The sequence below is a fragment of the Pseudomonas sp. P5_109 genome, assembly GCF_034009455.1.
Lineage (GTDB): Bacteria > Pseudomonadota > Gammaproteobacteria > Pseudomonadales > Pseudomonadaceae > Aquipseudomonas.
On sequence record NZ_CP125380.1, the window covers coordinates 3,570,749 to 3,596,763 of the forward strand.

A 26,015-nucleotide genomic window follows, 5' to 3' on the forward strand; every position below is an offset into this window, starting at 1 on the left:
CCGGTTATCTTTTTCAATTGTGTTGTTCTTGTTTTTGAATGCCGCAAAAGCCTGGATTCGCAACGTGTTCGAAGGCTCACTGCCTGCAACTTGAAATCAATCAGTTGTACACATCAAAGGAGAAGTATTTGTCGGAGATGGTCTGGTAAGTGCCGTCCTTGATGATCTCGGCCAGCGCCCCGTTGATCTGTTCGCGAAGTTCATTGTCATCCTTGCGCAAACCGATTCCCGCACCCACGCCGAGGGTTTTCGGGTCGCGTATCTCCGGGCCGGCAAAGGCGAAATCACGACCGTTCTGGGTTTTCAGGAAGCCCAGGTCGGCCTGCACGGAAGATTGCAGCGCTGCATCCAGGCGGCCGGCCATCAAGTCCTGGTAAACCATGTCCTGGTTCTGGTAGGTCATGACGGTGACGCCCTTGGGCGCCCAATAAGCCCGGGCATAGGTTTCCGACGTCGAGCCCTGCTCGATCCCTACCCGCTTGCCTTGAAGGGATTCGGGCGTTGGCAGCAGATCCGAGCCTTTTTTCGCCAGCAGACGCGGCAGGACATTACTGATCTTGTCGGAGAAGGCGATTTGCGCCTGGCGCTTCTCGGTCACGCTCATGGAGGAAAGGATGCCGTCGAACTTCTTGGCTTTCAGCGCCGGGATGATGCCGTCGAAGGCGTTCTCGACCCATACACATTTGACCTTGAGCTTCTCGCAGATCGCATTGCCCAGGTCGATATCGAAACCCACAAGCGAGCCATCGGGCGCTTTCGACTCGAACGGGGCGTAAGTGGGGTCAACGCCAAAGCGAATGACTTGCAAGTCTTTCGCATAGACGCCGCTGGCGGCCAAGGCGAGAACAACTGAAACGGCTAACTTCTTCATATCAATCTCCGTAGGCACAGTGGTACTGGCGTTTAAGGGTGGCCAGTTCTGTTTGGTTTTTTGTATTTGTATTGTTTAACCTAGGTCACAACGTTTGCATGCTGGGTCGGTAGCTCGCCGGGGAGAACGTGAAGGTCAGCACCGCCATCACGGCGAGCACCCCGATGTGCAGCCACCATCCGGTGGTGAAGCTGGCACCGGAGTCGCGCAGCCAGCCGATCAACCAGGGAGCAGTCGAGGCGAGCACAAACCCGATGCCTTGGACGAAAGCCGCCAAGGTCCCGGCCGCCTGCGCGCCGGGCAAGTGGTCGAGGCTGACAATCAGGCTGAGCGAAAAGAACCCGCCAAGGCCGAAACCGGCCGATGCGACCCACAACCACGGTGCGGCGTTGGGGGCCAGCGCGAAGCCGGCGAAACCCACGGCCTGCAGCGCTATCGTCAGCCACAGGGCAGCGCGCCGGTCAATGCTGCGGCGGGCGAGCATCGGCATGGCGAACGCCGCCGTCGCCTGGAACATCGCCAGCCACGCGAGCAGGTTGCCCGAGGCTTGCAGGCTCATGTTCTGCTGCTGGTAGAAGGACGGCAGCCAGGCCACCAGGCTTGAGTAGCCGCTGTTGGTGAGTCCGAAGTAGGCGGCCAACTGCCACGCGCGGCGATTCTTGAAGAAGCTGAAGGTCTTGATCGGTGCCGGTCCGCCAGCGGCAATCGGCGCATTGCGTGGTGCACACACCAGCCAAAGCAAAAACACCGCAAGCGCTGGCAACGCCCAGACGGAAAGCCCCAGCCTCCAGCCGCCATACGCATGCAGCCAGGTGCTGGCCAGCGAGCCTAGCGCCCCGCCGCCGACCAATGCCGCCGAGTAGAGCCCCATCACCATCGCAATCCGTTCAGGAAACCAGCGCTTGGCGACACCCGGTATCAAGGCCTGGATCACCGCCACGCCGGTGCCGGCGATACCGGCGCCGATGATCAACTGCGCCCCGTCCTTGACCACGGCGCGCGACGCGCAACCGAGCATCAACAGCAACAATGCGCCGGCCAGCGCGCGCTTCTCGCCGAAGCGCCGTGCGACACCGATGCCAATAAAGGCAATCAGGCCCATCAGCACGAAGGGCAAGGTGGTCAGCATCGCGGCGGCGCGAAAATCGAGGCCAATGTCGGCGCGCACCAGGTCGAGCACCGGCCCTACCGAAGTCAGAAATGGCCGCAGGTTCAAGCCCAGCAACACCAGCAGCACCAGTGCGACCAGGGACACCTCACCAGCGCGCGGCACGTGCGTAGCGATGCAAGCCGATCCGCGGTCAGTCACGTCAGTGGTCATCACATTTACCCTGGTCATTCTGGTCAAGAAGTCCGCATCAGCGGCTGTTCTTAAAGATTAAGAGCAGGTGCTATTATTCGGAAATGAAATGATCGAATGACTATTAGTGGGGAATGTAATGACTTCGGCACTGATCGATCCGTTGCTGCTCAAGAGTTTCGTCGCGGTGGTCGAGAGCGGCAGCTTCACCCGCGCCGGCGAGCGCGTGCACCTCAGCCAGTCGACCATCAGTCAACAGTTGAAGCGGCTCGAGGAGCAACTCGGCTGCGAGCTGGTCAACCGCAACGGGCGCTACGTCGGCACCACCGAGGACGGCGAACGCCTGCTCGGTTATGCGCGCCGGCTCCTGGGGCTGATGGAAGAAGTCGTCGAAGAATTTCGCAAAGGCCACGCACAGGGCGAATTGCACATCGGCGTGCCGGAAGACTTTGCCTCAGACTTGCTGACGCCGACGCTGGGCGCCTTCGCACGCGCGAATCCGTCGATAAGGCTGGAAATCAGCAGCGGGCTGAGCAACACGCTCTGGCAGCAATTCAGTGCCGGCGACTACGACCTGGTGCTGGTCAAGCAGCGCCCGGGACAGGTCGTGGGGCACGCCGCCTGGCCCGAACCGCTCGCCTGGTTCGACAGCCTTAACGAGCCGACCTACGAACGCGACCCGCTGCCATTGGTGGTGTTTCCGGTCGGCGGCTTGTATCGCGATGAAATGATCCACGCGCTCGAGAGCGCCGGCCGACGCTGGAGCATCGGCTACAGCAGCGCGAGCCTGGCGAGCGTACGCTCGGCGGTCGCCGATGGTCTCGGCGTCAGCGTGCTCCCGGCGCGACTGGCCCTGCCCGGCCACCGACGCTTGGGTACAGCCCAATCCTTCCCCGAACTGGCGCCACTGGAAATCGCCCTGCACCTGCGCCCCGACGCCCCACGCCGGGTGATCGACCTGGCCGAACAGCTGAAAAAACTCTGCGCCCAGGTGACCGCCCAATGATCAGTCTTCGGACGTATGTTGGTCCCGCCAGTTTCTCGGAGAAAACCCGGTCCACTGCTTGAAATGTCGACTGAACACCGAGACATCGGCGTAACCCAGGTTCAACGCCAGATCGGTGATGCTGGTTTTGTCCCGCAACAGGTTCTGCTTGGCGATTTCCAGACGGGTCTCCTGCAGCAACTGACTGAAACGGCTGCCTTCGGCCTGCAGGCGTTTTTGCAGGACCCGTGGTTGCAAGCCCAGTGAGTTGCTGACCGCCTCGATACTGCACTCGCCCGTGTGCAGGAGACCGCCGATCAGATGGCAGACTTGCGCCTTGAGGTTGTCCGGGTACTGGTTCTTGAGCAGTTGCATGCGATGCAGCAGGTGTTCGCGCATCAGCTCTTCATTGGCCTGCGGTGAGCGCTTGAGGAATTCAAGTGGAAAACTGATGCCGTCGAAGGTGCTGTCGAAACGCAGCCTGCCGTAGACCCCTGTCGCCTGCCACAGGGCGCTTTTCGCCGCGCCTTGTTGCAGATGCAGGCGGATCTGCGGGCTATCGGCCCCGGCGAGGATTTTCACCGCGTTGAACAGTTGCGCCGCGCTGAGCTGGCTCAGCTGCAGCAGACCGCTGTCATTGCTGAAGTCGAAACTCAAGCGGATCTCGGCGCGCTCTCCCCGCTGGCCTATCTCCAGGTGCAACCCGCTGGCGTGCAAATACAGGTATTGCCGGGCAAAGCTCAACGCGTCCCCCACCGTCGGCTGCCGGCTGCCAGATAGCGCAACGTCGCCAATCGCCAACAGGTTCTGGCGCGACGCCAGGCGCAGCGCGAACAGCGGCTCCTGGCATTGACGCGCGGTCTCATCAAGCAAGTCGGCGGTCTTCTCGTAGGACAGGTAGCTGTTGGGTTGGCGCAATTGGGCCACGACCATCCCGGCGTCACGCAGCAGGTTCATCGGGTTCTGCCCGAGTTGGGACACCAGGGTGCTGTAGCCCTCGATTGCGCCACTGCGTAGTAGAAACATCGTCCATAGTCATCCACGTCAAGGTTCGCAATAAAGCAAGTTTTGCGCCCCTGAAGTCAAGACGTCGTGAAAGACATCAACGCCTGCTCAGTCTCAGCTAAGTTTCGAGCCGTATCGTCTCCCTTGCGCAAAATTTGGCGCTGCACAGGAGAGGCAACCCGCCCATGAAACCCATTACAGCCGGATGGCTCAACAAAGTACCCGAGGTGACGCTGTCATTCTGGGTGATCAAGATCTTGTCCACGACGGTGGGTGAAACCGGCGCGGACTTCCTCGCTGTCGATGCCGGCCTCGGCCTGGGCTGGACCAGCCTCGGCATGGCGACATTGCTGGCCATCGCACTGTTCATACAGATGCGCAAGACCGCCTGTTCGCCCTGGATCTACTGGCTGACCGTAGTGCTGGTGAGCATCGTCGGGACCCAGCTCACCGATATCCTGACCGACGTTCTCGACGTCAGCCTGTACACCAGCACCGCCGTGTTTTCTGTCCTGCTGGCACTCAATTTTCTGCTCTGGTACCGGATGGAACACAACCTGTCGATCCGCGAGATCGTCACGCCACGACGGGAATGGTTCTACTGGACGACCGTGCTCTGCACCTTTGCCCTCGGTACGGCCGCCGGTGACCTGGCCACCGAAGCACTGGGTCTGGGCTTCACCCTCGGTGCCGTGATTTTCGCCGCACTGCTCGCCGCGACCCTGGTGGCCTGGCGCCTGGGAGCCAACGTGGTGCTGTCCTTCTGGATCGCCTACATCCTGACCCGGCCGTTCGGGGCCTCGCTCGGCGATTTGCTGACCCAATCCAAGACTTACGGTGGCCTCGGCATGGGCGCCACCTGGACCAGCGCGATCTTCCTGTGCGTCATCGTCCTGCTGGTGGCGGTCGCGCAGATCAGCGTCGGCAACCGCAAATCCGTCACTGAATAACCTTTCAATAGTCCATCAAGGAATCGTCATGCGCCTTTTTCAAAACATCATTCGCCACGTCGCCATTGTCTCGTCGATCTTTCTGCTCAGCATCGCTGCCGGCTGCTCGAAACCGGCCGACAAGCCCGCTGCAGGTTCGTCCTCCGCAGCGATGAGCGCTCAAACCCAGTCCGGTTCGAAACTGGGCGATCTCTCCGAATTCCGCACCATCGCCGCCGACGTTGCCGCGCTCGTCGATAAAAACGACCTGCCCGGCGCGAAAGCCCGCATCAAGGACCTGGAGAGCGCCTGGGACTCGGCCGAAGCCGGGATCAAGCCTCGCGCCGCCAGCGACTGGCATGTCCTGGATAAAGCCATTGACCGTGCGCTCGACGCCTTGCGTGCCGGCAGCCCGCAACAGAGCGAGTGCAAGGCCCGCATGGACGAACTGATGAAAGCCTTCGATTCAATGAAAGGCACGCAATAACCGGGCGGACAAACGCCGGTACAGGTGCTTCAATACAGGCGCGACGGTCACGACCGCCGCGCCTTTTTTTTCCGGAGCGGGACATGCGCATATTGCTGGTCGAAGATGACCCGATGATTGGAGACGCCATCCAGGGCGTGCTGATTGATGCGAGCTACGCGACCGATTGGGTGAAAAACGGCCTGACCGCGCTCTCGGCACTGCAGACCCAGCCCTACGACCTGGTACTGCTGGACCTCGGGTTGCCGGGCAAGGACGGGCTCGATGTGCTCGACAGCATTCGCGCCAGCAACAACCCGGTGCCGTTGCTGATCATCACCGCACGGGACAGTCTCGATGACCGCCTTCGCGGCCTTGACGGTGGCGCCGACGACTACTTGCTCAAACCCTTCGACATGGCCGAACTGCTAGCCCGTATGCGCGCCGTGCTGCGCCGTAAAGGCGGGAGTGCCCAGTCATTGCTGGACAACGGCGTGGTGACGCTGGACCTGGTGTCGAAACTGGCCAGCACCGCCGACAACCCCGACATGCCGTTGTCCAGCCGCGAGTTCGCCCTGTTGCAGGCGCTGTTGATTCGTCCGGGGGCGATCCTGTCGCGCAGCGAACTCGAAGACCGCCTCTATGGCTGGGGCAATGAAGTGGAGAGCAACGCCGTGGAGTTTCTGATTCATTCACTGCGGCGCAAGCTGGGCAACCAGGTCATCAAGAACGTCAGGGGTATGGGATGGATGGTTTCAAAAAGCGCTTGAGCGACTCGGTCCAGTTACGGCTGTCGGTCGCACTGTCGCTGGCCATCCTGATCGTGGCGATACTGGCCGGCCTGTTTGCGTTCGCCTCGGCCCTCGACGAGGCCCACGAAATGCAGGATGAAACCTTGCATCAAGTGGCTATCCTGTTCGATCGGCAGCAGATGACCCTGCACTACCCCGCGGCTGAAAGAATCGCCGGTGACGACGAAGAATCCAGGGTCATCGTGCAATATCTGGCCGACAGCAGCAAAGCCGTCGGCAACAACGACGACAACGTCATGCCACTGCCCTTCCCCACGACGCTGGCAGATGGCTTGTCGACCCTGAAGATTGCTGGCGAAGACTTTCGCGCGCTGGTGCGCACCACCGCTCGCGGCGAACGCATCGTAGTCGCCCAGGAAACCGGCATCCGCGACAAGGAGGCACGCGAAAGCGCCTTGCGCAGCCTGTTGCCGTTTCTCATTCTGTTCCCGGTGCTGTTGCTGGTGGTGGGCGATCTGGTGCGTAAGCTGTTTCGTCCCATCGCCACCCTCTCCGATGAAATGGATCGACGGGACAAACAGGCCCTGCATCCGATCGATGAACTCCATTTGCCCACCGAGATCCGCCCGTTCGTCGTGGCCATCAATCGCTTGCTGGCGCGGGTTGCGCAGTCCATGGAAACCCAGCGCCGCTTCATCGCCGACGCCGCCCACGAACTGCGCTCCCCCATGACCGCCCTGTCGCTGCAAGCCGAGCGACTGAAAGCCTCGCCCATGCCGACGCAAGCCGTCGAGCGCCTGCTGCCGCTGTCCAGAGGCATAGAGCGCAGCAGACAGCTGATCGATCAGTTGTTGGCCCTGGCCGCCGCGCAATCGACCGCCGAGCGGTCGCAGACCACGGTCTCGGTGCTTGAGGTATACCGACGGGTGCTGGAAGACCTGTTGCCCCTGGCGGAGCGCAAGAACATCGACATTGGTGTTGAAAGCAGCGCGGACGTACAGCTCGTCATCAACGAAATGGACCTGCTGATCCTGGTGAAGAATCTGGCGGACAACGCGATTCGCTATACGCCTTGCGGCGGGCGTGTCGACCTGTCGGTGGAGCGGGTGCAGGACACGGTGATCCTGCAGGTCAAGGATTGCGGTCCGGGAATTGCCAGCGATGAACAAATGCGCGTGTTCGACCCGTTCTACCGCACTGTGGGCACCGAGGAAGCAGGCTCCGGGCTAGGCTTGTCCATCGTCAAGGCCATCGCCGAGCGCACGGGCGCACGCGTGCACTTGAGTTTCTCGGACGAGACCACGCGGCGCGGGTTATGTGTGACGATCGAGTTGAGAAGCGCCTCTGGCTGAATCTCTATGTATCACAGTGTGTCGGAGCGACAACTCGATACACAGACTTTCATCCAGCCGGCGGATTGGACACAGGCCGGATACGTTGCCGCGTTTCAATGCAAGCAAGGTTTGCAGGGGCACAGACCGCACCCCTGACCCATGGCTGGTAATGGAGACATCCCATGAAGATGGCACTGCGCAACAGCAACACCGGCAAGACTCGCCGCCACCTGGTCGGCCCCTCGATTCTCGCGCTCACCCTGTTCGGCGTGCTCGGCGCGGCCCACGCGCAAACGGCCGCCACCGCGCAGCCAGCGGCGACGCCTGCCGGCACCACCCAGCCCGCGTCCTTGCCGTTCGGCCCGCTCAAGCATGTCAACGCCGGGTTGCTGGACGTGGCGTACGCCGAGACAGGCCCGGCCAACGGGCCGGTGGTGATCCTGCTGCACGGCTGGCCGTACGACATTCACAGCTATGACGAAGTGGCGCCATTGCTCGCCGCCAAGGGCTATCGGGTGCTGATGCCCTATGCGCGCGGCTATGGCGATACGCGTTTCCTCTCCGAGAAAACCCTGCGCAATGGCCAGCCGGCGGCGCTGGCCAGTGATGTCATCGACTTCATGGATGCCCTGAAGATCAAGCAAGCGGTGCTCGGTGGTTATGACTGGGGTGCGCGTTCGGCGGACATTGTCTCGGCATTGTGGCCAGAGCGGGTCAAGGCGCTGGTCTCGGTCAGCGGTTACCTGATCGGCAACCAGGCGGCCGGCAAGAATCCGCTGCCACCCAAGGTGGAACTGCAGTGGTGGTATCAGTTCTACTTCGCCACTGACCGCGGTCGCGCCGGTTACGAAAGAAACACCCACGACTTCGCCAAGTTGATCTGGCAATTGGCTTCGCCGAAATGGGCGTTCGATGACGCCACCTTCGACCGCAGTGCCAAGGCACTGGATAATCCCGATCATGTCGACATCACCGTGTTCAACTACCGCTGGCGCCTGGGCCTGGTCGAGGGCGAGAGCCAGTATGAAGCGCTGGAGCAGAAACTGGCCACGGCGCCGTCCATCAGCGTGCCAACCATTACCCTTGAAGGGGACGCCAACGGCGCACCGCACCCGGCCCCCGAGGATTACGCCAAGCGTTTCACCGGCAAGTACCAGTTCCGCCTGATCAACGGCGGCATCGGCCACAACCTGCCGCAGGAAGATCCGCAGGCGTTCGCCAAGGCGGTGATCGATGCGGACCATCTTTGAGAGCTGATAACCACCATCGCGGATGGTCGTTAACGAAATCGCGTGTGATCCGGATAAACGCGGTGTACTGGAGTCCATCGCCAGCAAGCCGGCTCCTACAGGTATTGCGCGGTCCCTTGTAGGAGCTGGCTTGCCAGCGATGCTCGTCAACGATAACGCGTGTGATCCGGATGAACGCGGTGCACGTGGGTCCATCGCCAGCAAGCCGGCTCCTACAGGTGATGGTCGTCAACGATAACGCGTGTGATCCGGATGAACGCGGTGCACTTGCGTCCATCGCCAGCAAGCCGGCTCCTACAGGTGATGGTCGTTAACGAAATCGCGTGTGATCCGGATGAACGCGGTGCACGTGGGTCCATCGCCGGCAAGCCGGCTCCTACAGGTATTGCGGCGGCAAACATGAGCTATCTTTTCAGCAACTCACCTGCATCTGGTGGCTGCTATCAAGTAAGGACGCTCTATGATTCGTTTGACCCGGCACCATGCCCTCTTTGCCCTGACCTTCGTCAGTGTGCTCACCGCCACTCCCCTGCTGGCGGCCCAGAGCAAAGCAGTCGAAGCCACCGTCGCCAGCCCTGTTTCAGGCCCTGTCTCCGGTCCTGTCGCCGGCACCAAGGTAACCGAACCGTACGTACGCATGATGGCGCGCGAGGCGTATTTCTGGGCCTGGCCGATGGCCAACATTTACAACCGCCGCCAGACCTTCAAGAACCTGCCCGAGCCTGGCTTGATGGGGGGCATTGTGCCCGTGGCGCCGATCAATCGCTTGTCGATGCTCAGTGACTACATCGACCCGGCCGAGCGGTTGGTGGCCTGCCCGAACCAGGACGTGGTGTATGGCGCCGGCAGTATCGCCCTGGACATTGAGCCAGTGGTGCTGCAAGTGCCGGACTTCAACGGCCGCTTCTGGGTGTACCAGGTAGTTGACCTGCGTTCGGACAGCTTCGCCGAACTGGGCAAAATGTATAACACCCAGCCAGGTTTCTACCTGCTGGTCGGCCCGGACTGGAACGGCAAGGTGCCGCCTGGCATCCGGCGGGTGTACCGGGCGCGCACGAACACCGGGTTCGTGATCCCGCGGGTGTTCCAGGACGACACCGCCGCCGACCGCCAGGCCGTGCAGCCGGCACTGGCAGGCATCGACATGTACCCACTGTCGCAATACGACGGCAAGGCCAAGCGGCGCGACTGGAACAAACTACCGAAATTCCCGGCCCAGGCTGCTGAAGGCAATGCCGAAACCAAATGGGTGGACCCGGAGAAGTTCTTCGACGAACTGCCGGCCCTGCTCAAGGACGCCAAGCCATTGCCGGGCGAAGAAGCCCGTTATGCGCAAATGGCCGCCCTGGGTGCCATCGCCAAGGCCGACCCGCAACTGCGCGCCGCGATGATCGACGAGGCGAAAAAGGCCGACAGCGAAGTCATCGACCCGCTGTTGCAGTTCCGCAACTACGGCCTGCAATTGCCTAATTACTGGAGCACGGTCAGCAACGGCGCAGCGTTCGGCACCGACTATTTCACCCGTACCGCCGTGGCGCGCTCGAACATATTCGTCAATCAGCAGAAAGAGACCAAGTACTTCTACCAGGACCTGGATGAGAACGGCCTGCGCCTCAACGGCCAGTACGGCTACAGCGTCACCTTCGCCAAGGGCAAGCTGCCGCCGGTCAAGGGCTTCTGGTCGCTGACGCTGTACAACGAACAACACTTCTTCGCTCCGAATGACCTCAAGCGCTATTCCATCGGCACCAAGAACAAATCCCTGCAAACCAACCCTGACGGCTCGCTGACCCTTTACGTGCAAAGTGAATCGCCGGGCAAGGACAAGGAAAGCAACTGGTTGCCATCGCCCAAAGGCGCCGAATTCTCACTGTACATTCGCGCCTACTGGCCGCAAGCCGATGCCCTCGACGGCGACTGGACGCCACCGGCCGTAGTGAAAGCCAATTGAACCGGACCGGAAAATAAAAAACCGTGGGAGCGAGCAGGCTCGCTCCCACTGATGCACACCTCGCTCCCCCCCTGTCAGCATTTGGTAAGTCCCTGGCGTGATATGCGCTGAAATCCCCCGCCTCGCTATCCATCATCTCCTCCAGCTTGTCCTCCTTGCCGCCACCGCGTGAAGCGCCGGCGTTGAGGCACCAGGTAAACCGCACCTGTCTCAAGCCCCCAACAATAAAAATCAGGAGGGCATCTTTATGACCCCAATCCGTGGTCGCACCTTGCTGGCCTGTACTGTTTTAGCCCTCTCGCCACTGGCTCTGGCTGTCATGCAGTCGGCACACGCCGGTGAGTTTGAATGGGGAGAAGTCACTGGCCGCGCCAACGGCAGCATCAGCGTGGGCGCCATCTGGAGCGCGGAAAACCCCAACGGCAATTTCATCAACCAGGCCAACGCCGACAGCATCGGGCGCGGCCATGCCGGACAGTTCAACCCCAACAGCGCGCGGAACGTCGACGACGGCCGACTGAACTGGCGCAAGGGCGACCTGGTGTCCTCGCCCATCACCGTACTCGGTGAGATGGAGCTGAACTGGAAAAACTACGGCGCGTTCATTCGCGGCAAGTCCTGGTACGACTACACGCTGAACCATCACAACGTCGACTTTGGCCATTCCTCCAATGGTTACCAGGCCAACAGCACGCTCGATGACAGCCACTTCGATACCCTCGCCCGGTTCCAGGGTGTGGCGCTGCTCGATGCCTACGTGTTTGGCGACTTCGAGATTGCCGATCACCCGCTCAATGCCCGGGCGGGTAATCAGGTGGTCAACTGGGGCGAAGGCCTGTTCTTCCAGAACGGCATCAATGCGATCAACCCGGTCGATACCGCCGCCCTGCGTCGCCCCGGTGCACAGCTCAAGGAAGCGCTGGTGCCGGTGCCGATGCTCTATGGCAACCTCGGCCTGACCGACAACCTGAGCCTGGAAACCTTCTACCAACTGCAATGGAAGGCCTCGACCCTGGAAGGTTGCGGCACGTTCTTCTCCAGCAACGACTACATCACCGACGGTTGCTACGGCGTGCCGCGCGCCGGTGCCAATGACCCGGCCTCCTACGCAGCCAGCCAGTACATCACCCGCGGGCCGGACAACGATCCCCGCGACAGCGGCCAGTACGGTGTGTCGCTGCGCTACTTCGCCGACACCATCGACACCGAGTTCGGCGCCTACGCCATGAACATTCATTCACGCACGCCCTACGCCAGCATCAACACCGATCTTTACGGCCCGACGGGTGCTGGTTGGCGCGATCCCAACCTGGCCCCCGGCAACGCGGCGAAAAACGCCAGCTACTTTGCCGACTTCCCTGAAGACATCCGGATTTTCGGCTTGAGTTTCTCCACCAACGTCTGGGGCACCTCGGTGTTCGGCGAGTACAGCTATCGCCCCAACCAGCCGGTGCAACTGGCGACCGGTGACCTGATCCCGGCCTTCGCCGGCAATGCCGCTGGCACTGCCGCGCTCATTGGCCAGCCGTTGACCCTGGGCAACGACGCCATCAATGCCGCACCGGGTTCGGTCTACAACGGTTACGACCGCCTGAAGATTTCCCAGTTTTCCCTGGGTTTCATCAAGTCGATCCCGCAGGTGCTGGGCGCCGACAGCCTGAACCTGATGGGCGAAGCGGCCATGAAGTACATGCACGACCTGCCGGACCAGGCGGATCGTCGCTACAACAAGACCGAAATCTACGGCAGCGACCTGGCTTCCGGCAGCGCAACCGGCTGTGCCGGCGGAGTCACGGTGCAGCAATACAAGCAGTACGCCTGCTCCAAGGACGGTTACACCACGCAGTTCTCCTGGGGCTATCGCCTGCGTGCCCAGTTGAACTACCCGGGCGTATTCGCCGGGGTCAACCTGTCGCCGTTCATGGCGTTTGGCCAGGACGTCCAGGGCTGGTCCTACGACGGCAACTTCGTCGAAGACCGTCTGCTGGGTTCGGTCGGCCTGCGTGCTGACTACCTGCAGGACTACTCCGCCGAGGTGTCCTGGTCGGGCACTGGCAACACCCCTTTCGCGCCCACCGATAAGGATTTCATCTCCCTCAGCCTGCGCATGGGCTTCTAGTACACGAGATTTCAGCATGAACCCTAAAAAACTGTTTCGCCTCACCCTCCTCGGCGCCTTGATCAGTGTTGCCAGTGCCCCGGCGCTGGCCGCCCTCGATGCCAAGGACATCGCCCGCCTGGGCACCGACCTGACGCCCGTGGGCGCAGAAAAAGCCGGAAACGCCAGTGGCACCATCCCGGCCTGGACCGGCGGCCTGAGCGCCGCGCCGGCCGGCTACAACCCGGCCCAGGACTATGTCGATCCGTACGCCGGTGAAAAGCCGCTGTACACCGTGACCGCCCCCGACATGGCGCAGTACAAGGCCGAGCTGACACCCGGCTATCAGGCCATGCTGGCGAAGTACCCGACCTTCAAGATGCAGGTGTATCCAAGCCATCGCAGCGCGGCCCTGCCGCAAGGCGAATACGCCGAAATCCGCAAGGAAGCGGCCACGGTGTCCCTGGCCGACAATGGCAACGGCATGCTCAATTACCAGAGCACCTCGGTGCCGTTCCCGATCCCGAAAACCGGTCTGGAAGCCATCTACAACCACATGGTTCGCTATCGGGCCGGTGGTTATCACTACTACCCGACCGAAATGGTGGTGCAGGCCAACGGCAAGTTCACCCCGGTGCGCCGTGACGTCTCGGTGATGATGGCGTCGGCCATGGGCAACCCGGAACCGAACCGCCTGTATTACTACCTGGGCAAGGTCACCTCGCCGGAAAGCGTGGCGGGCAGCCAGAACCTGGTGCACGAGCCCATCGACCAGACCACTGAAACTCGCCTCGCCTGGACCTACAACCCGGGCCAGCGCCGTGTGCTGCGCGCGCCGGAGATCTCCTATGACTCGCCGGTGGCGACCTCCGAAGGCCTGCGCACCAACGACATGATCGACATGTTCAACGGCGCGCCCGATCGTTATGACTGGAAGCTGGTCGGCAAGAAAGACATGTTGGTGCCCTACAACACCTACAAACTGGCCTCCCACACCCTCAAGTACGGCGACATCATCCAGCCGGATCACCTCAATCAGGATCTGATCCGCTATGAACCGCACCGTGTCTGGGTGGTGGAAGCCACGCTCAAGCCTGGCCAGCGCCATATCTACGGCAAGCGCGTGTTCTACATCGACGAAGACACCTGGGGAATCCTCGCCGCCGACCTGTATGACGGTCGCGGCGAACTCTGGCGCGTGCAGGAAGCCCACAGCCTGCAGCGTTATGACGTGCTCTCGGCGATCCACATCAGCGACGTTTCCTATGACTTGCAGGCCCGTCGCTACATCGTCTCGGGTCTGGAAAACGAAGAAAAACGCGCCCAGTTCGGCATCAAGGCCGAGCTCAAGGACTTCAGCACCGCCGCCCTGCGCCGCAGCGGCCGCTAAGTCTTTCACAGCCTGTCGGGCGGTCAGTACCGGTTGATCGCCCGTTTCGACGTATTCCCCCCAGAAAAACAGGGTGCTCCATGACACTCAAATTCCCCCTACGCCCCGCTTTCGCCCTACTGCTTGGTCTGGGCGGGGCACTCACCGCACAGGCCGCGATGCTCAACGACCGGTTGGAGCGTGCGTCGCAACCCACGGCGCTGGCGACTGATGCACTGCTTAGCGATGTCCAGGCGGTCGGTGATCGACAGGTCATGGTCGGCGCTGCCGGCCATATATTGCTGCGCGACAACAGCGGACGGGTGCAACAGGCCAAGGTGCCGGTCGACCTGCTGCTGACCGCCGTGCAGTTCGTCGATGCCCACAACGGCTGGGCGGTTGGTCACGACGGCGTGGTCCTGCACAGTGCCGACGGCGGCCAATCCTGGAGCAAGCAGCTCGATGGCCGGGCCGTCAATCCGTTGCTGCTCAAGGCGGCGCAAGCGCAAGTCGACCACGCGGAGCAGGCCGCGAGCGCCGCCCCGGATGACGAGCAACTGGCAACTGCCCTGGACAATGCACGCTTTGCCCTCGACGACGCGCAGGCCGCCAGCGCCTCGGGGCCATCGCGGCCGTTGCTGGGCCTGTGGTTTCGCAACGCCCGCGAAGGCTGGGTGGTGGGTGCCTATGGCATCTTCCTCAAGACCGACGACGGCGGCGCCTCCTGGCGGGCCGTCAATGGCCTGGATAACCCGGATCGCCTGCACCTCAACAGTGTCCTAGGCCTGGCCGATGGCAGCCTGCTGGTGGCGGGCGAAGGCGGCCGCCTCTATCGCAGCGCCGACGGTGGCGAGCACTGGCAGCCCACGCAACAGCCGACCGACGCCTCGTTGTACGCCCTGGCTGAACTGTCCGGCGGGCAGATCATGGCCAGCGGTTTCGGCGGCACATTGCTGGTCAGCAATGACCATGGCGCCAGCTGGACAGCCCGCCGATTGCCGGTCAAAGCCAGCCTGTATGGCATCAAGCAGTTGTCTTCGGGCGCCGTGGTCCTCGCCGGCCAGGCGGGGGTGCTGCTGTACAGCGCCGACGGAAAAACCTTCGAAGAGTGGCGCGCGCCGGACAAGGCTGCACTGCTCAACGTCAGTGAAACCCGGGCCGGCCAACTGTTGCTGGTCGGCAATGCCGGCCTGCAAGTACTGCCCATGATCCCCTTCAAGGAACACGCTCAATGAACGCCCCACTCCATCAGGAACCGACCAGGATCGGGGCCATGCAACGCGCCGTTGGCTTCACCGAGCGGTTGTTGTTCGGTCATCGCCTGTTGGTCCTGGCTTTTTTCGCAATCGCCTCGGTGGTACTGGCCATTGCAGCGCTGTCGTTGCGACCGGATGCCAGCTTCACCCGGATGATTCCCACCGGGCATCCGTTCATTGCCAATTACCTGAAGTTCGAAGACGTGCTGCGCCCCCAGAGCAACGTGCTGCGAGTGCTGGTGCAGAACCCCGGGGGCGACATCATCAGCAAGGAGTTCCTGGAGACCTTGCGAGAGGTCAATGACAAGGTTTTCTACATTCCTGGCGTGGACCGCAGCAACCTCAAGTCCTTGTGGACGCCCAACGCCCTGTGGTCGGAAGTGACCACCGAAGGCCTGCGTGCCGGCCGGGTGATCCCCGACACCTACGACGGCAGTGCCGCTTCGCTGGAGCAGGTGCGGCGCAACATCCAGCGCGCCAACATGATCGGCAGCTTCGTCGCCAATGACTTTCAGTCGGCGATCATCCGTGTGCCGTTGCTCGAACGCGACCCGCAAACCGGCAAGCCCCTGGACTACGGCGCCCTCACCCAGGCCCTGGAAACCCAGGTGCGCGAGCACTTCGCCGGGCAAGGCGTGACGATCCGGGTAATCGGTTTTGCGCAGATCATCGGCGATCTGCTCGCCGCCGCCAGGGACATCCTGTTGTTCTTCGCCCTCACCGTCGGCCTGATCAGCGCGCTGTTGTACGGCTATTGCCGGTGCTGGCGCAGCACGGCGGTCACGGTGCTGACCTGCCTGCTGACGGTGGCCTGCCAATTGGGCCTGCTCAGCCTGTTGGGCTTTGGCCTGGATCCGTATTCGATCCTGGTGCCGTTCCTGATCTTTGCCATCGGCATCAGCCACGCGGTACAGAACATCAACCTGATGATGAGCGAAATCAGCCAGGGCGCTACGCCCGTGCAAGCATCGCGGCGTACCTTCCGCGCCCTGTTCATTCCCGGCACCACCGCCTTGCTGGCCGATGCCGTGGGTTTCATCACCTTGCTGGTGATCGACATCGGCGTTATCCAGCAATTGGCGATCACTGCGAGCATCGGCGTGTTCGTAGCGATCTTCACCAAGATGTTCCTGCTCCCGGTGTTGATGTCCTATGTCGGCGTCAGCCCTCGGGGCATGCGCCAGCAACTCAAGCGCAGCCGCTCCTCATGGCCGGTGTTTCGCCGGGTGGCGGGCATCGTCCAGCCACGGCGTGCGACGGCGTTGATCGTGGTCAGCCTGATGCTACTCGGGGTCGGCTATTACGCGCGCCAGGACCTGAAGATCGGCGACCTGGATAAAGGCGCCCCGGAGTTCCGCCCGGAATCGCGCTACAACCAGGACAACGCCTACCTGCTCGACCACTACACCACCAGCACGGATGTGTTCGTGGTGATGTTCAAGACCCCGGCAGAGCAGTGCTCGCGGTATGCCGCCGCCGACCTGGCCAACCAGTTCGAGCAGCAGATGCGTGAAGTGCCGGGCGTGGAGTCGGTGCAATCGCTGTACAACGCGATGCGCTTCAACATCCTGGCGCGCAACGAGGGCAATCCGAAATGGGCCGAGTTTTCCCGTGACCAGTTCGTGATGAACAACGCCCGCTCCAGTGTCTCGGGCGAGTTCGTCGACCCCAACTGCAGCGTCGCGCCGATCAGCCTGTACCTGGCCGACCATAAGGCTGAAACCCTGTCCCGGGTGGTCGACGCCGTGAACGCCTTCACCGCGCGCTACGACACTGGCGATTTCGAGATACTGCAAGCCGCCGGCAACGCGGGGATCGAAGCGGCGACCAACATGACGATCCAGCAATCGGAAAAAACCATGCTGATCCTGGTGTTCGTGATCATCAGCCTGGTGGTGTTGTGGGAGTTCCGCTCGCTCAAGGTCACCTTCGCTCTCATGGCGCCGTTGTACCTGTCCACGGTGTTGTGCGAAGCGGTCATGGCGAAAATGGGCCTGGGGGTGAAAATCGCCACGCTGCCAGTGATTGCCCTCGGCGTGGGGATCGGTGTGGACTACGGGATCTACCTGTACAGCCGCATCGAAGGCTTCCTGCATCAGGGGTTGAAGTTCCAGGCCGCGTTCTTTGAAGCGCTGAAGACCACCGGTACTTCGGTGGCGTTCACCGGCATCACCCTGGCGCTGGGCGTGGCGACCTGGTCGTTCTCGGTCCTGAAATTCCAGGCCGACATGGGACTGCTGCTGGTGCTGTTGTTCCTGTGGAACATGCTCGGTGCACTGCTGTTGATGCCGGCACTGGCGTCGATGCTGATGTTCAACAAACACACGCGGTAGGTTAGGCAAAGGCAAAAAGGGCAGCCATTGGTTGCCCATTTTTTTGGCTTCACTGGTTTGGAGGCCCCTTGTAGGAGCGAGCCTGCTCGCGATGGTCGTTAACGATAACGCGGGTAAACCGGATAAACGCGGCGCACTTGAATCCATCGCCGGCAAGCCGGCTCCTACAGGTACTGCGCGGTCCCTTGTAGGAGCGAGCCTGCTCGCGATGGTCGTTAACGATAACGCAGGTAAACCGGATAAACGCGGCGCACTTGAATCCATCGCCGGCAAGCCGGCTCCTACAGGTACTGCGCGGTCCCTTGTAGGAGCGAGCCTGCTCGCGATGGTCGTTAACGATAACGCAGGTAAACCGGATAAACGCGGCGCACTTGAATCCATCGCCGGCAAGCCGGCTCCTACAGGTACTGCGCGGTCCCTTGTAGGAGCGAGCCTGCTCGCGATGGACGCTAACGATAACGCAGGTAAACCGGATAAACGCGGCGCACTTGAATCCATCGCCGGCAAGCCGGCTCCTACAGGTTTTGCGCGGTCCCTTGTAGGAGCGAGCCTGCTCGCGATGGACGCTAACGATAACGCGGGTAAACCGGATAAACGCGGCGCACTTGAATCCATCGCCGGCAAGCCGGCTCCTATGTATGGACTCGCCCCCACTGTCTACCCGCTTTTGAAAAACCGCTGCCCCGTTGCATCTATGTATTAGGCCTATTCGTGGAAGCCGTCTTCGGCTTCTGGCCAAAATTGGAAAAGCTCGTGGTATGCCGATTACAGTCAGGCCTCGAAGGCCAGTAGGAGCTTAGGCATCAATCCACGCCGGTCTTACCTGGGGTCAATTTTTTTTCAGCAGAGGGTCAGACGGTTAGTACCTCGGTGGCAGAACTCTGTCGCTCAGTGGCCCATCGTCGCTGGCTGGCCATCACCCGCGTGGCGACGATAAGTCTGGTCATTCTGTAGAAGCACCCAGACGATTCGCAGGTTGCGGTTGGCTAGCCTGATCGCAGCCTCCTTGCGGCCCAACCGGCTCATCCAGTGCAACAAGCGGCGGTCATCGGGTTGCTGGGAATCAGGTCGTAGTTGTTGCAGCACCGCATGGGCCCCCTGGATCATCAGGCTGCGTAAATAAGCATCACCTCGCTTGGTCATGCCCCCCAACCGGACCGTCTCCCCGCTGCTGTGCTGGTCAGGCACCATGCCAAAGTACGCGGCAAACTTGCGGGCATTGGGAAATCGCTCAGGCTTGGTTTCCTTGGCCACCAGTGCCGTGGCAGTGACCGGGCCGATGCCGCGCACAGTCATTAGCCGCTTCGCCGTCATGTCAGCGTTGGCGGCCACTTCCAGGCGTCCCGTCAGTACGCTGATGCGCTCGCCCAAATGGCGCCACTCGGCCAACAGTTCGTCGATCAGCTCACGCAGCAGGCCCGGCACCGGCTGGGTGGCATCTTCCAGCACCCGCGGGATTTTCTGGCTGATCGCAACATCGCCCTGTGCCAAGGCTACGCCGTGCTCAAGCAGCAGGCCGCGCATCTGATTACTGAGGGCCGTGCGTCGACGCACATAGCCCTGGCGGGCACGATGCAACGCCTGCATTGCCAGCGCCGCAACACTTTTGACCGGTACTGCGCAGATTTTTTCATCGCGATTGGCCCGCAGAATCGCCAGCGCATCGTTGCGATCATTTTTAGGCCCGCTGCGATGTGTGGCCACCAAACCGGCTGGAAGAATCCGCACCGGATTACCTTGCTCTTGCAGCTGCCGGGCCCAGGCCTGGGCACCCGGACCGGTCTCCATCAAAACCACGACATGCGCCGGCAACTGTCGGAGAAAATCATAAAACGCCTCGCGCGACTTGATCCGCTGCTCGTAGCGCACCTGGCCGAGGATATCTTCACCGGCGACCTGAAAGACCTGTTTGGCCAAGTCGACCGCCAAGGTTGTGCAGGCCGACAAATCGGAAGAAGACACGGATTGATCAAACGAACTATGATTTTTCATGGACTCGCCCTCGCTGTCGTTGGCTGTTTAGACTGCCACCGTGGCGCATTGACGCCTCGGCTTGGGCGAGTCCATCCAATTACAGGTACTGCGCGGTCCCTTGTAGGAGCGAGCCTGCTCGCGATGGACGCTAACGATAACGCGGGTAAACCGGATAAACGCGGCGCACTTGAATCCATCGCCGGCAAGCCGACTCCTACAGGTACTGCGCGGTCCCTTGTAGGAGCGAGCCTGCTCGCGATGGACGCTAACGATAACGCAGGTAAACCGGATAAACGCGGCGCACTTGAATCCATCGCCGGCAAGCCGGCTCCTACAGGTTGTGCGTGTTTCCCGGGATTGCGTGAAGAACCTTTTTTTCTTGATCACCACACCCCTCTGTGGGAGGTGTGGTGCCTTTCAGGGGGTGATCTGGCCGCTCAGCCGCAACCAGTCTTCAGAGCGGCGCAAGCCATCTGCCAGGGACACCTTCGGTTCATAACCGAGCAAGCGCCGGGCCTTGGCAATGGAGATATCGCCGGTGCGGGCGAGCATGTACATCGTGTCCGGGGTGACTTCGCTCTTGATCTTGAGCAAGCCGTTGACCCGCCAGATCAGGCGGGTCAACGCTGCCGCGAGGTGCAGGGGCAGCGTGCGCGGTGCACCGCTGCGTCCTGCCCAGCGCCAGTGATTGGCGAAGAACGCCTTGCAGGTGGTCGGGCTGGCGCTGCTGAGGTGGAAAATATGTCCCCGCCCCTGGTCAAGGCCCGCCGCGAGCATGATGCCGTCAAGCAGGTCATCGACATACACCGGGGTGAAGACACCCTTGCCGCCATTGGGCAAAATCAGTGCGCCGGCCTTGGCCATTTTCAGGGGCTCGATCAGCCAGGCCCGCGACCCCGGCCCGTACACATCCCCCGGACGCACCACGGTGCAATCGATTTCCCCGGCGGCATGGCTGGCCAGCACCACATGCTCGCTCGCGCCCTTGGCCACGCCATAGCGATACTGCTCGCCGATCACCACATCGCAAGACTCGTCGGCCATGTCCGGATAGGTCCAGCCCAGCGCCGCAATCGAAGAGATGTGCACGAAACGCTTGGCACCGCCGGCAATCGCGACGTTGAGACAATTGCGCACTCCCTGCACCGAGACCTCGCGGTAGAGTTTCCAGGGCGCCGCCAGCGACACCACCGCTGCCGTGTTGATGAACAGGTCGCACCCCCTGGCGTGCTCGGCCCAGGCCTGTGGTTGGGTCAGGTCACCGGCCACCACATCGTTCGCCGGGTCGGCAAACAGGTCCATGCCGCGCACGTGCGCACCCAGATCCTTGTAGCGTTTGAGCAGTGCCTTGCCGATAAAACCGTTGGCCCCGGTGATGAATACCGAACGGGGAACCGCCGGTGTTTGCCCGCCCGCGCCAACGGGCATGCTTGCTTTCGTCATACGAGATCCTTGCGACGTGCCCAGGGCCGTCGCGCTGAGTGCTGTTTTTAGAGTGAGGGATCACGCAGATCCATGCCTAGCTTGATGCACCTTGGCCATGCGGATTGTCCATTTCGCGCCAATTTCCCATTAGTTCATGCCAGCGTAGTAAAGACCGCCCGAGACTATGCAAAGGTTGGGCTTCGCATCCAAAGATCCACGGCACACGCATTGCCTGATCGATCCGCTGGGCTACCCTTGAACCTGGTGTGTCAACCAACCCGGCAATCCATGATGCGACTAAGGAAGAACTGCATGAAACCACGCTTGAATACATTGACACTCGGTGTCGCACTGATCGTATTGGCCGGTTGTTCGTCAACCTCGCAGCCAGGCAGAAGCACCACCCTGGGGGAAAACCTGACCGGTTCCGGCTTCATGGAGGACGTCTACCCGAAAATGAAAGATGGCCAGGGGGACGAAGCGCTGCGTCTGTATCGCAACCCGAAATACGCCGACAAGACGGCTTTTGCCCAGTACAACAAAGTGATTCTGGACCCGATCAAGTTGTACGGCGGGCCCAAGTCCAAACTCAAGGACGCGCCGGCGGGCGACACCGCCGCGATATCGCAGAACTTCCATAAACTGGTGGCCGACCAACTGGGCAAGGACTACAAGATCGTCGATCAACCGGGGCCGGACACCCTGCGAATTTCGGTGGCGATTGTCGATGCGGAAGCGGCTGACTCGTCGATGAAAGCGGCGTCCTACATTCCCATCCCCCTCGGTCTGCCAGGTGCCAAGGCCGCGGCCATGCAAACGATGACCCACACCACCGGCAAACCGCCGTTCAGCGGGCAAGTGACCATCGAAGGCAAACTGGCGGATGCACAAACCGGTGAAGTCATCGCCGCCGAGATCGACCGGCGCGTGGGTGCCCGCAAACCGATCATCGGCCTGTTCGAGAGCAGCACCTACGACTCCTGGAGCGATGTCAACGAGGCTGGCCGCTACTGGGCCGAACGCTTGCGTAATCGGCTCTGCGAGCGGCGTGGCGCAACCAATTGCGTCGTAGCCACCGAGTAAATCCTGCAACGTGACTGCGCTCGCATTGAGAACCCGCGATCCCTGTAGGAGTGAGCTTGCTCACGATGGTCGTCAACGATGACGCGTACCCCCTGGGTATACGCGGCGAACGGGTGACCATCGCGAGCAGAGCTCGCTCCTACAGGGGGATTGGGTGGGCTCGGAAAGTTGGGGGTTGATTGGCGGAAGGCAGCCGGAGTCGAACCTGCCCGGGAACGGATGCCGTCCCCAACCGGGTTTGAAGCCCGGCCGCGCCACCGGGCGCGATTGCCTTCCTTGAATTCCTGCGCCTGAATCAGGGCTCGTTGCGCCGGGCCAACGCACTGTCCAGGCGAATCTGCCGTCGATCGCCAAAACGCCGGGTCAGGCCGATACGATCAAAGTACTCCAGTATCTGAATACTGCGCTTGCGCCCCAGGCCCACCGCATCACGAAACGCCGTCACCTGGATCACCGGGTTGGCGTCCGCCAGTTGCAACAGCATAGCCGCCAATTGGTGGATCATGCTGTCGGTGTAAAACAGATCGCGGACCACTTGATGGAGCAGCCCCAGCCGGGCCATTTTGAGCAGCAATGCGCGGGCGGTAGCCTCCTCATGCCCGAGGTTGCGCACCCAGGGCGGGTCGAAACCGGCTTGGTCGAACAACGGTTGCAAGCGTTGCCACAAGGCTTGATCTTCTTCGCTCAAGCGCACCTGATGTTCGGGCAGGTGCAACCACGGCCCTCTGCTGGCAATAGCGCCACTGGCCAGCAGTTCATCGAGCAGGCTGATAAACCTCGGGCGCTCCAGCGTGCTGCCGGCAAATCGGCGCAGGCGATCGCGGTCTGGCCCCATTTGATCCGGTTCGAGCTGATGAAAGCGTGCGAGGTGTTCCAGCACTGCGGCCTTCAAGGTTTCCCAACGACTCGTACTGAACAGCACCGCGCCTTGGCGGATGTCGATCAAGCGCACGCCAGCGGGCAACACCCAACGGTCGCGCGGGCGGTTGAATTGCCGCTCCAGGCGCTGCGGATCGAACCCGGTGTCGCTGTGGGCCAGCAAGGCCGGCAGTACCTCTTCCAGGCCGGCGCTGTTCGCCAGCTCGGCCAGTTGCGCCAGCCGTTCCGGACTGCGGCGCTGGCGTGTCGGGGCAAACGGATCGAGCACCCGGCCGCCGCCCAGCGTGCGTTGGGCACTCTGGTCGCGCAGGATCAGCGGATCGCCCTTCACCGCATGCACGGGTGTATTGAGCAGCAGTTGCGCAAACATCCGCCCGCCGGGGGCCAGGCTGGCGCCCTCCAACAAGGCCACTCGAGCGGTGACGTCCTGGGTGCCGAGGTGCACGTGCACCGGTTGAAAGTGATCGAAGGCCCGGGATTCGCCAGGGAGTAACTGCATATCGATGTCCAGGCGCTGGGTGGGCGCATACAAGCCCTCGGCCAGCAACCAGTGACCGCGATGGATGTGCTCCAGCGCCAGCCGATCGGCACTCAGGTTCAACGCCACGCGCTGGCCGGCACGGGCGCGGTCGGCGGCCTGGTTTTGCGCATGCAGGCCGCGAATGCGCACTGGTTTGCCTTGTGGGCCCAGCAGCAGGGTATCGCCCACCGCGACCTGGCCGGACAGCGCCGTACCGGTCACCACGATACCGGCCCCGGCCACGCTGAAGGCCCGATCGATCGCCAGGCGAAAACCACCTTCGGTGCTGCGTTGCGACACCTGCCGTTGTGCGTCGAGCAACGCCTGGCGCAAGGTTTCGACGCCCTCGCCCGTCACGCTCGACAACGCCAGCAGCGGCGCATCGGCATACGGCCCCGGTGCCAGTAACGCGCCCACCTGCTCACGAACGGCCTGCACCCGGTCGCCGTCGACCCGGTCGCATTTGGTGATGGCCACCAGCGCCCGGGGAATGCCGAGCAACTCGACAATCGCCAAGTGCTCGCGGGTCTGCGGCATCACCCCGTCATCGGCGGCCACCACCAGCAACACCAGATCGATACCCTGCGCTCCAGCGAGCATGTTGTGGGTGAAGCGTTCATGCCCAGGAACGTCGATGAAACCGGTCAACTGCGCACCCGGCTCCAGCGCGGCATACAGGTAGCCGAGGTCGATGGTCATGCCGCGTTCACGCTCTTCCCGGCGCCGGTCCCCGGCCTGGCCGGTCAGTGCCTGGAGCAGCGCCGTCTTGCCATGGTCGATGTGCCCTGCGGTGCCGACGATCACCCTGCCCGGCCCTCCACTTGCAATTGATCGAGTTGCGCCAGCCATGCCGGCTCGTCGTCCAGTTGCCGCAGGTCCAGCCACAGGGCGTCATCGTCGATACGCCCGAGGACCGCAATCGGCAAGGCGCGCAAGGCTACTTCCAACGTCAACAGCGAGCGCCCGCGCAAGCGCTTGGATGTCAGTGGGCGCAGACACAGCGCGGCGCTGGCCAGCCGCGCTACCGGTTGGCTGCCGCTGCCGATCATGCCCAGTGCCGGCATGGCGCTGACGCTCCAGCCATTGCCCAGCACCCGGGCCAGCGCTGGCTGCAAGCGCTCGGCCTGGGCGAGGATATCGGCCTGTGGCCGGGTCAACAGGCGCAGGCTCGGCAAGCGCTCGGCCAGTCGCTCCGGGTTGCGATACAGACCCAACACCGCTTCCAGCGCAGCCAGGGTCATTTTGTCGACCCGCAGCGCACGCTTGAGCGGGTTCTTCTTGATCCTGGCGATCAGTTCCTTGCGGCCGACAATCAGCCCGGCTTGCGGCCCACCGAGCAGTTTGTCGCCACTGAAGGTGACGATGTCCGCGCCATCGAGCAGCGCCTGGCGTACCGTCGGTTCGGCGGGCAAACCCCAACGGGTCAAGTCCAGCAGGCTGCCGCTGCCGAGGTCTTCGAGCAGCGGCAGACCGTGCAGGTGGGCCAGTTGCGCCAGTTCGGCGGTCGGCACGCTCGTGGTGAAGCCCTGGATGCTGTAGTTGCTGGCATGCACGCGCATGATCAAACCACTGCGCGGGCCGATCGCGGCCTCGTAGTCGCGGGCATGGGTGCGGTTGGTGGTGCCGACCTCATGCAGCTTCACCCCGGCGCGGGCCATGATGTCGGGGATGCGGAAGGCGCCGCCGATTTCAATCAGTTCGCCCCGGGAAATAATCCCTTCCTTGCGCGCGCCCAGGCTGTTGAGGCTCAAGAGGACCGCGGCAGCATTGTTGTTGACCACAGTCACGGCTTCGGCGCCGGTCAGTTCGCGGATCAGGCCCTCGATCAGGTCGTCGCGATCTCCGCGCTTGCCGCTGCGCAAGTCAAATTCGAGGTTGAGCGGATAGCGCGCGGCCATTTGCACCGCTTCAATCGCCTCTTCGGGCAACAGCGCGCGGCCGAGGTTGGTGTGCAAGACCGTGCCGGTGAGGTTGAACACCCTGCGTACATGGCTGCGATGCTGCACTGCCAATCGCTCGCCGACCCTGCCCGCCAGTACCTCAGGGCTGACTTCAACCGCTTCGAGCAAACCCTGCCGTACCCCTTCGCGCAATTCATCCAGCAATAGCCGCAAGGCACCCAGCAACGTGTCGCGTCCATAGCGCTCGGCCAGTGGCAGGCACGCGGGATGACGCAACAGACTGTCAATGGAAGGTAGACGCAGGGGTTGGCTGGCACCGCGTGCAGACATCTGG

At 62.2% G+C, this 26,015-nt stretch carries 20 protein-coding genes and 1 tRNA gene; 13 read left to right on the forward strand and 8 right to left on the reverse strand.

Annotated features, from left to right (window positions below; genetic code table 11):
• Positions 1 to 100: 100 nt before the first annotated feature.
• Both QMK54_RS16030 and QMK54_RS16035 read right to left on the reverse strand, forming a co-directional pair.
• The gene (locus QMK54_RS16030; protein ID WP_110659735.1) at positions 101 to 871 is read right to left on the reverse strand and encodes an ABC transporter substrate-binding protein; all 771 of its coding nucleotides are present in this window, start codon (positions 869 to 871) and stop codon (positions 101 to 103) included.
• Positions 872 to 956: 85 nt separating this feature from the next.
• Positions 957 to 2,192 carry a cyanate transporter gene (locus tag QMK54_RS16035; protein WP_320400855.1) on the reverse strand — a complete coding sequence of 412 codons (1,236 nt, stop codon included), beginning with the start codon at positions 2,190 to 2,192 and terminating at the stop codon, positions 957 to 959.
• A gap of 118 nt (positions 2,193 to 2,310) precedes the next feature.
• On the opposite strand from QMK54_RS16035, the gene QMK54_RS16040 reads away from it, so the two are divergent.
• Positions 2,311 to 3,177 (forward strand): LysR family transcriptional regulator, encoded by an 867-nt coding sequence (locus QMK54_RS16040; protein WP_110659734.1) that lies wholly within the window; start codon positions 2,311 to 2,313, stop codon positions 3,175 to 3,177.
• Here the strand turns inward: QMK54_RS16040 and QMK54_RS16045 are convergent, their stop codons facing one another.
• Positions 3,178 to 4,182, reverse strand: a complete 1,005-nt coding sequence (locus QMK54_RS16045) for a helix-turn-helix transcriptional regulator (protein WP_320400856.1) — start codon at positions 4,180 to 4,182, stop codon at positions 3,178 to 3,180. It abuts the gene before it with no gap.
• A gap of 164 nt (positions 4,183 to 4,346) precedes the next feature.
• Between QMK54_RS16045 and QMK54_RS16050 the strand changes: the two genes are divergently transcribed.
• The 11 genes from QMK54_RS16050 (at position 4,347) to QMK54_RS16100 (ending at position 18,602) form a co-directional block, all read left to right on the forward strand.
• Positions 4,347 to 5,111: a hypothetical protein gene (locus QMK54_RS16050; RefSeq protein WP_110659732.1), complete on the forward strand. Its 765-nt coding sequence runs from the start codon at positions 4,347 to 4,349 to the stop codon at positions 5,109 to 5,111.
• A 28-nt stretch (positions 5,112 to 5,139) separates the two neighbouring features.
• A complete protein-coding gene (locus QMK54_RS16055; RefSeq protein WP_223588725.1) occupies positions 5,140 to 5,577 on the forward strand; it encodes a hypothetical protein in 438 nt (145 codons plus the stop codon).
• An 83-nt stretch (positions 5,578 to 5,660) separates the two neighbouring features.
• A complete protein-coding gene (locus QMK54_RS16060; RefSeq protein WP_223588726.1) occupies positions 5,661 to 6,326 on the forward strand; it encodes a response regulator transcription factor in 666 nt (221 codons plus the stop codon).
• Positions 6,302 to 7,660 (forward strand): ATP-binding protein, encoded by a 1,359-nt coding sequence (locus QMK54_RS16065; protein ID WP_223588727.1) that lies wholly within the window; start codon positions 6,302 to 6,304, stop codon positions 7,658 to 7,660. Before QMK54_RS16060 ends, QMK54_RS16065 begins: the two co-directional genes overlap by 25 nt.
• 164 nt (positions 7,661 to 7,824) lie before the next feature.
• Entirely contained in the window at positions 7,825 to 8,892 is a 1,068-nt protein-coding gene (locus tag QMK54_RS16070; protein ID WP_320400857.1) for an alpha/beta hydrolase, read from the forward strand.
• A gap of 460 nt (positions 8,893 to 9,352) precedes the next feature.
• Positions 9,353 to 10,843, forward strand: coding sequence for a DUF1254 domain-containing protein (locus QMK54_RS16075; RefSeq protein ID WP_110662375.1), 1,491 nt, complete (start codon positions 9,353 to 9,355; stop codon positions 10,841 to 10,843).
• A 247-nt stretch (positions 10,844 to 11,090) separates the two neighbouring features.
• The gene (locus QMK54_RS16080) at positions 11,091 to 12,962 is read left to right on the forward strand and encodes a DUF1302 domain-containing protein (RefSeq protein ID WP_223588733.1); all 1,872 of its coding nucleotides are present in this window, start codon (positions 11,091 to 11,093) and stop codon (positions 12,960 to 12,962) included.
• Positions 12,963 to 12,978: 16 nt separating this feature from the next.
• Positions 12,979 to 14,331 carry a DUF1329 domain-containing protein gene (locus QMK54_RS16085; RefSeq protein WP_320400858.1) on the forward strand — a complete coding sequence of 451 codons (1,353 nt, stop codon included), beginning with the start codon at positions 12,979 to 12,981 and terminating at the stop codon, positions 14,329 to 14,331.
• A gap of 80 nt (positions 14,332 to 14,411) precedes the next feature.
• Entirely contained in the window at positions 14,412 to 15,545 is a 1,134-nt protein-coding gene (locus tag QMK54_RS16090) for a WD40/YVTN/BNR-like repeat-containing protein (RefSeq protein ID WP_320400859.1), read from the forward strand.
• A complete protein-coding gene (locus QMK54_RS16095) occupies positions 15,542 to 17,899 on the forward strand; it encodes an efflux RND transporter permease subunit (RefSeq protein WP_413787336.1) in 2,358 nt (785 codons plus the stop codon). Before QMK54_RS16090 ends, QMK54_RS16095 begins: the two co-directional genes overlap by 4 nt.
• Positions 17,900 to 17,990: 91 nt before the next feature.
• Complete coding sequence (locus QMK54_RS16100) at positions 17,991 to 18,602, forward strand: hypothetical protein (RefSeq protein WP_320400860.1); 612 nt, start codon at positions 17,991 to 17,993, stop codon at positions 18,600 to 18,602.
• A gap of 185 nt (positions 18,603 to 18,787) precedes the next feature.
• Here the strand turns inward: QMK54_RS16100 and QMK54_RS16105 are convergent, their stop codons facing one another.
• Together QMK54_RS16105 and QMK54_RS16110 are read right to left on the reverse strand one after the other, a co-directional pair.
• Positions 18,788 to 19,846, reverse strand: coding sequence for an IS110 family transposase (locus QMK54_RS16105; RefSeq protein WP_320402891.1), 1,059 nt, complete (start codon positions 19,844 to 19,846; stop codon positions 18,788 to 18,790).
• Positions 19,847 to 20,290: 444 nt separating this feature from the next.
• The gene (locus QMK54_RS16110; RefSeq protein ID WP_320400861.1) at positions 20,291 to 21,316 is read right to left on the reverse strand and encodes an NAD-dependent epimerase/dehydratase family protein; all 1,026 of its coding nucleotides are present in this window, start codon (positions 21,314 to 21,316) and stop codon (positions 20,291 to 20,293) included.
• Between the two features lie 294 nt (positions 21,317 to 21,610).
• Between QMK54_RS16110 and QMK54_RS16115 the strand changes: the two genes are divergently transcribed.
• Positions 21,611 to 22,381 carry a DUF3313 domain-containing protein gene (locus QMK54_RS16115; RefSeq protein ID WP_320400862.1) on the forward strand — a complete coding sequence of 257 codons (771 nt, stop codon included), beginning with the start codon at positions 21,611 to 21,613 and terminating at the stop codon, positions 22,379 to 22,381.
• Between the two features lie 180 nt (positions 22,382 to 22,561).
• Here QMK54_RS16115 and QMK54_RS16120 read toward each other — a convergent pair.
• The 3 genes from QMK54_RS16120 to selA form a co-directional block, all read right to left on the reverse strand.
• Positions 22,562 to 22,657 (reverse strand) — tRNA-Sec (locus tag QMK54_RS16120).
• A gap of 19 nt (positions 22,658 to 22,676) precedes the next feature.
• The gene (gene selB, locus QMK54_RS16125; RefSeq protein ID WP_320400863.1) at positions 22,677 to 24,584 is read right to left on the reverse strand and encodes a selenocysteine-specific translation elongation factor; all 1,908 of its coding nucleotides are present in this window, start codon (positions 24,582 to 24,584) and stop codon (positions 22,677 to 22,679) included.
• Positions 24,581 to 26,011, reverse strand: coding sequence for an L-seryl-tRNA(Sec) selenium transferase (selA, locus tag QMK54_RS16130; protein ID WP_320400864.1), 1,431 nt, complete (start codon positions 26,009 to 26,011; stop codon positions 24,581 to 24,583). The genes selB and selA overlap by 4 nt, the downstream gene beginning before the upstream one ends.
• Positions 26,012 to 26,015 lie beyond the last annotated feature (4 nt).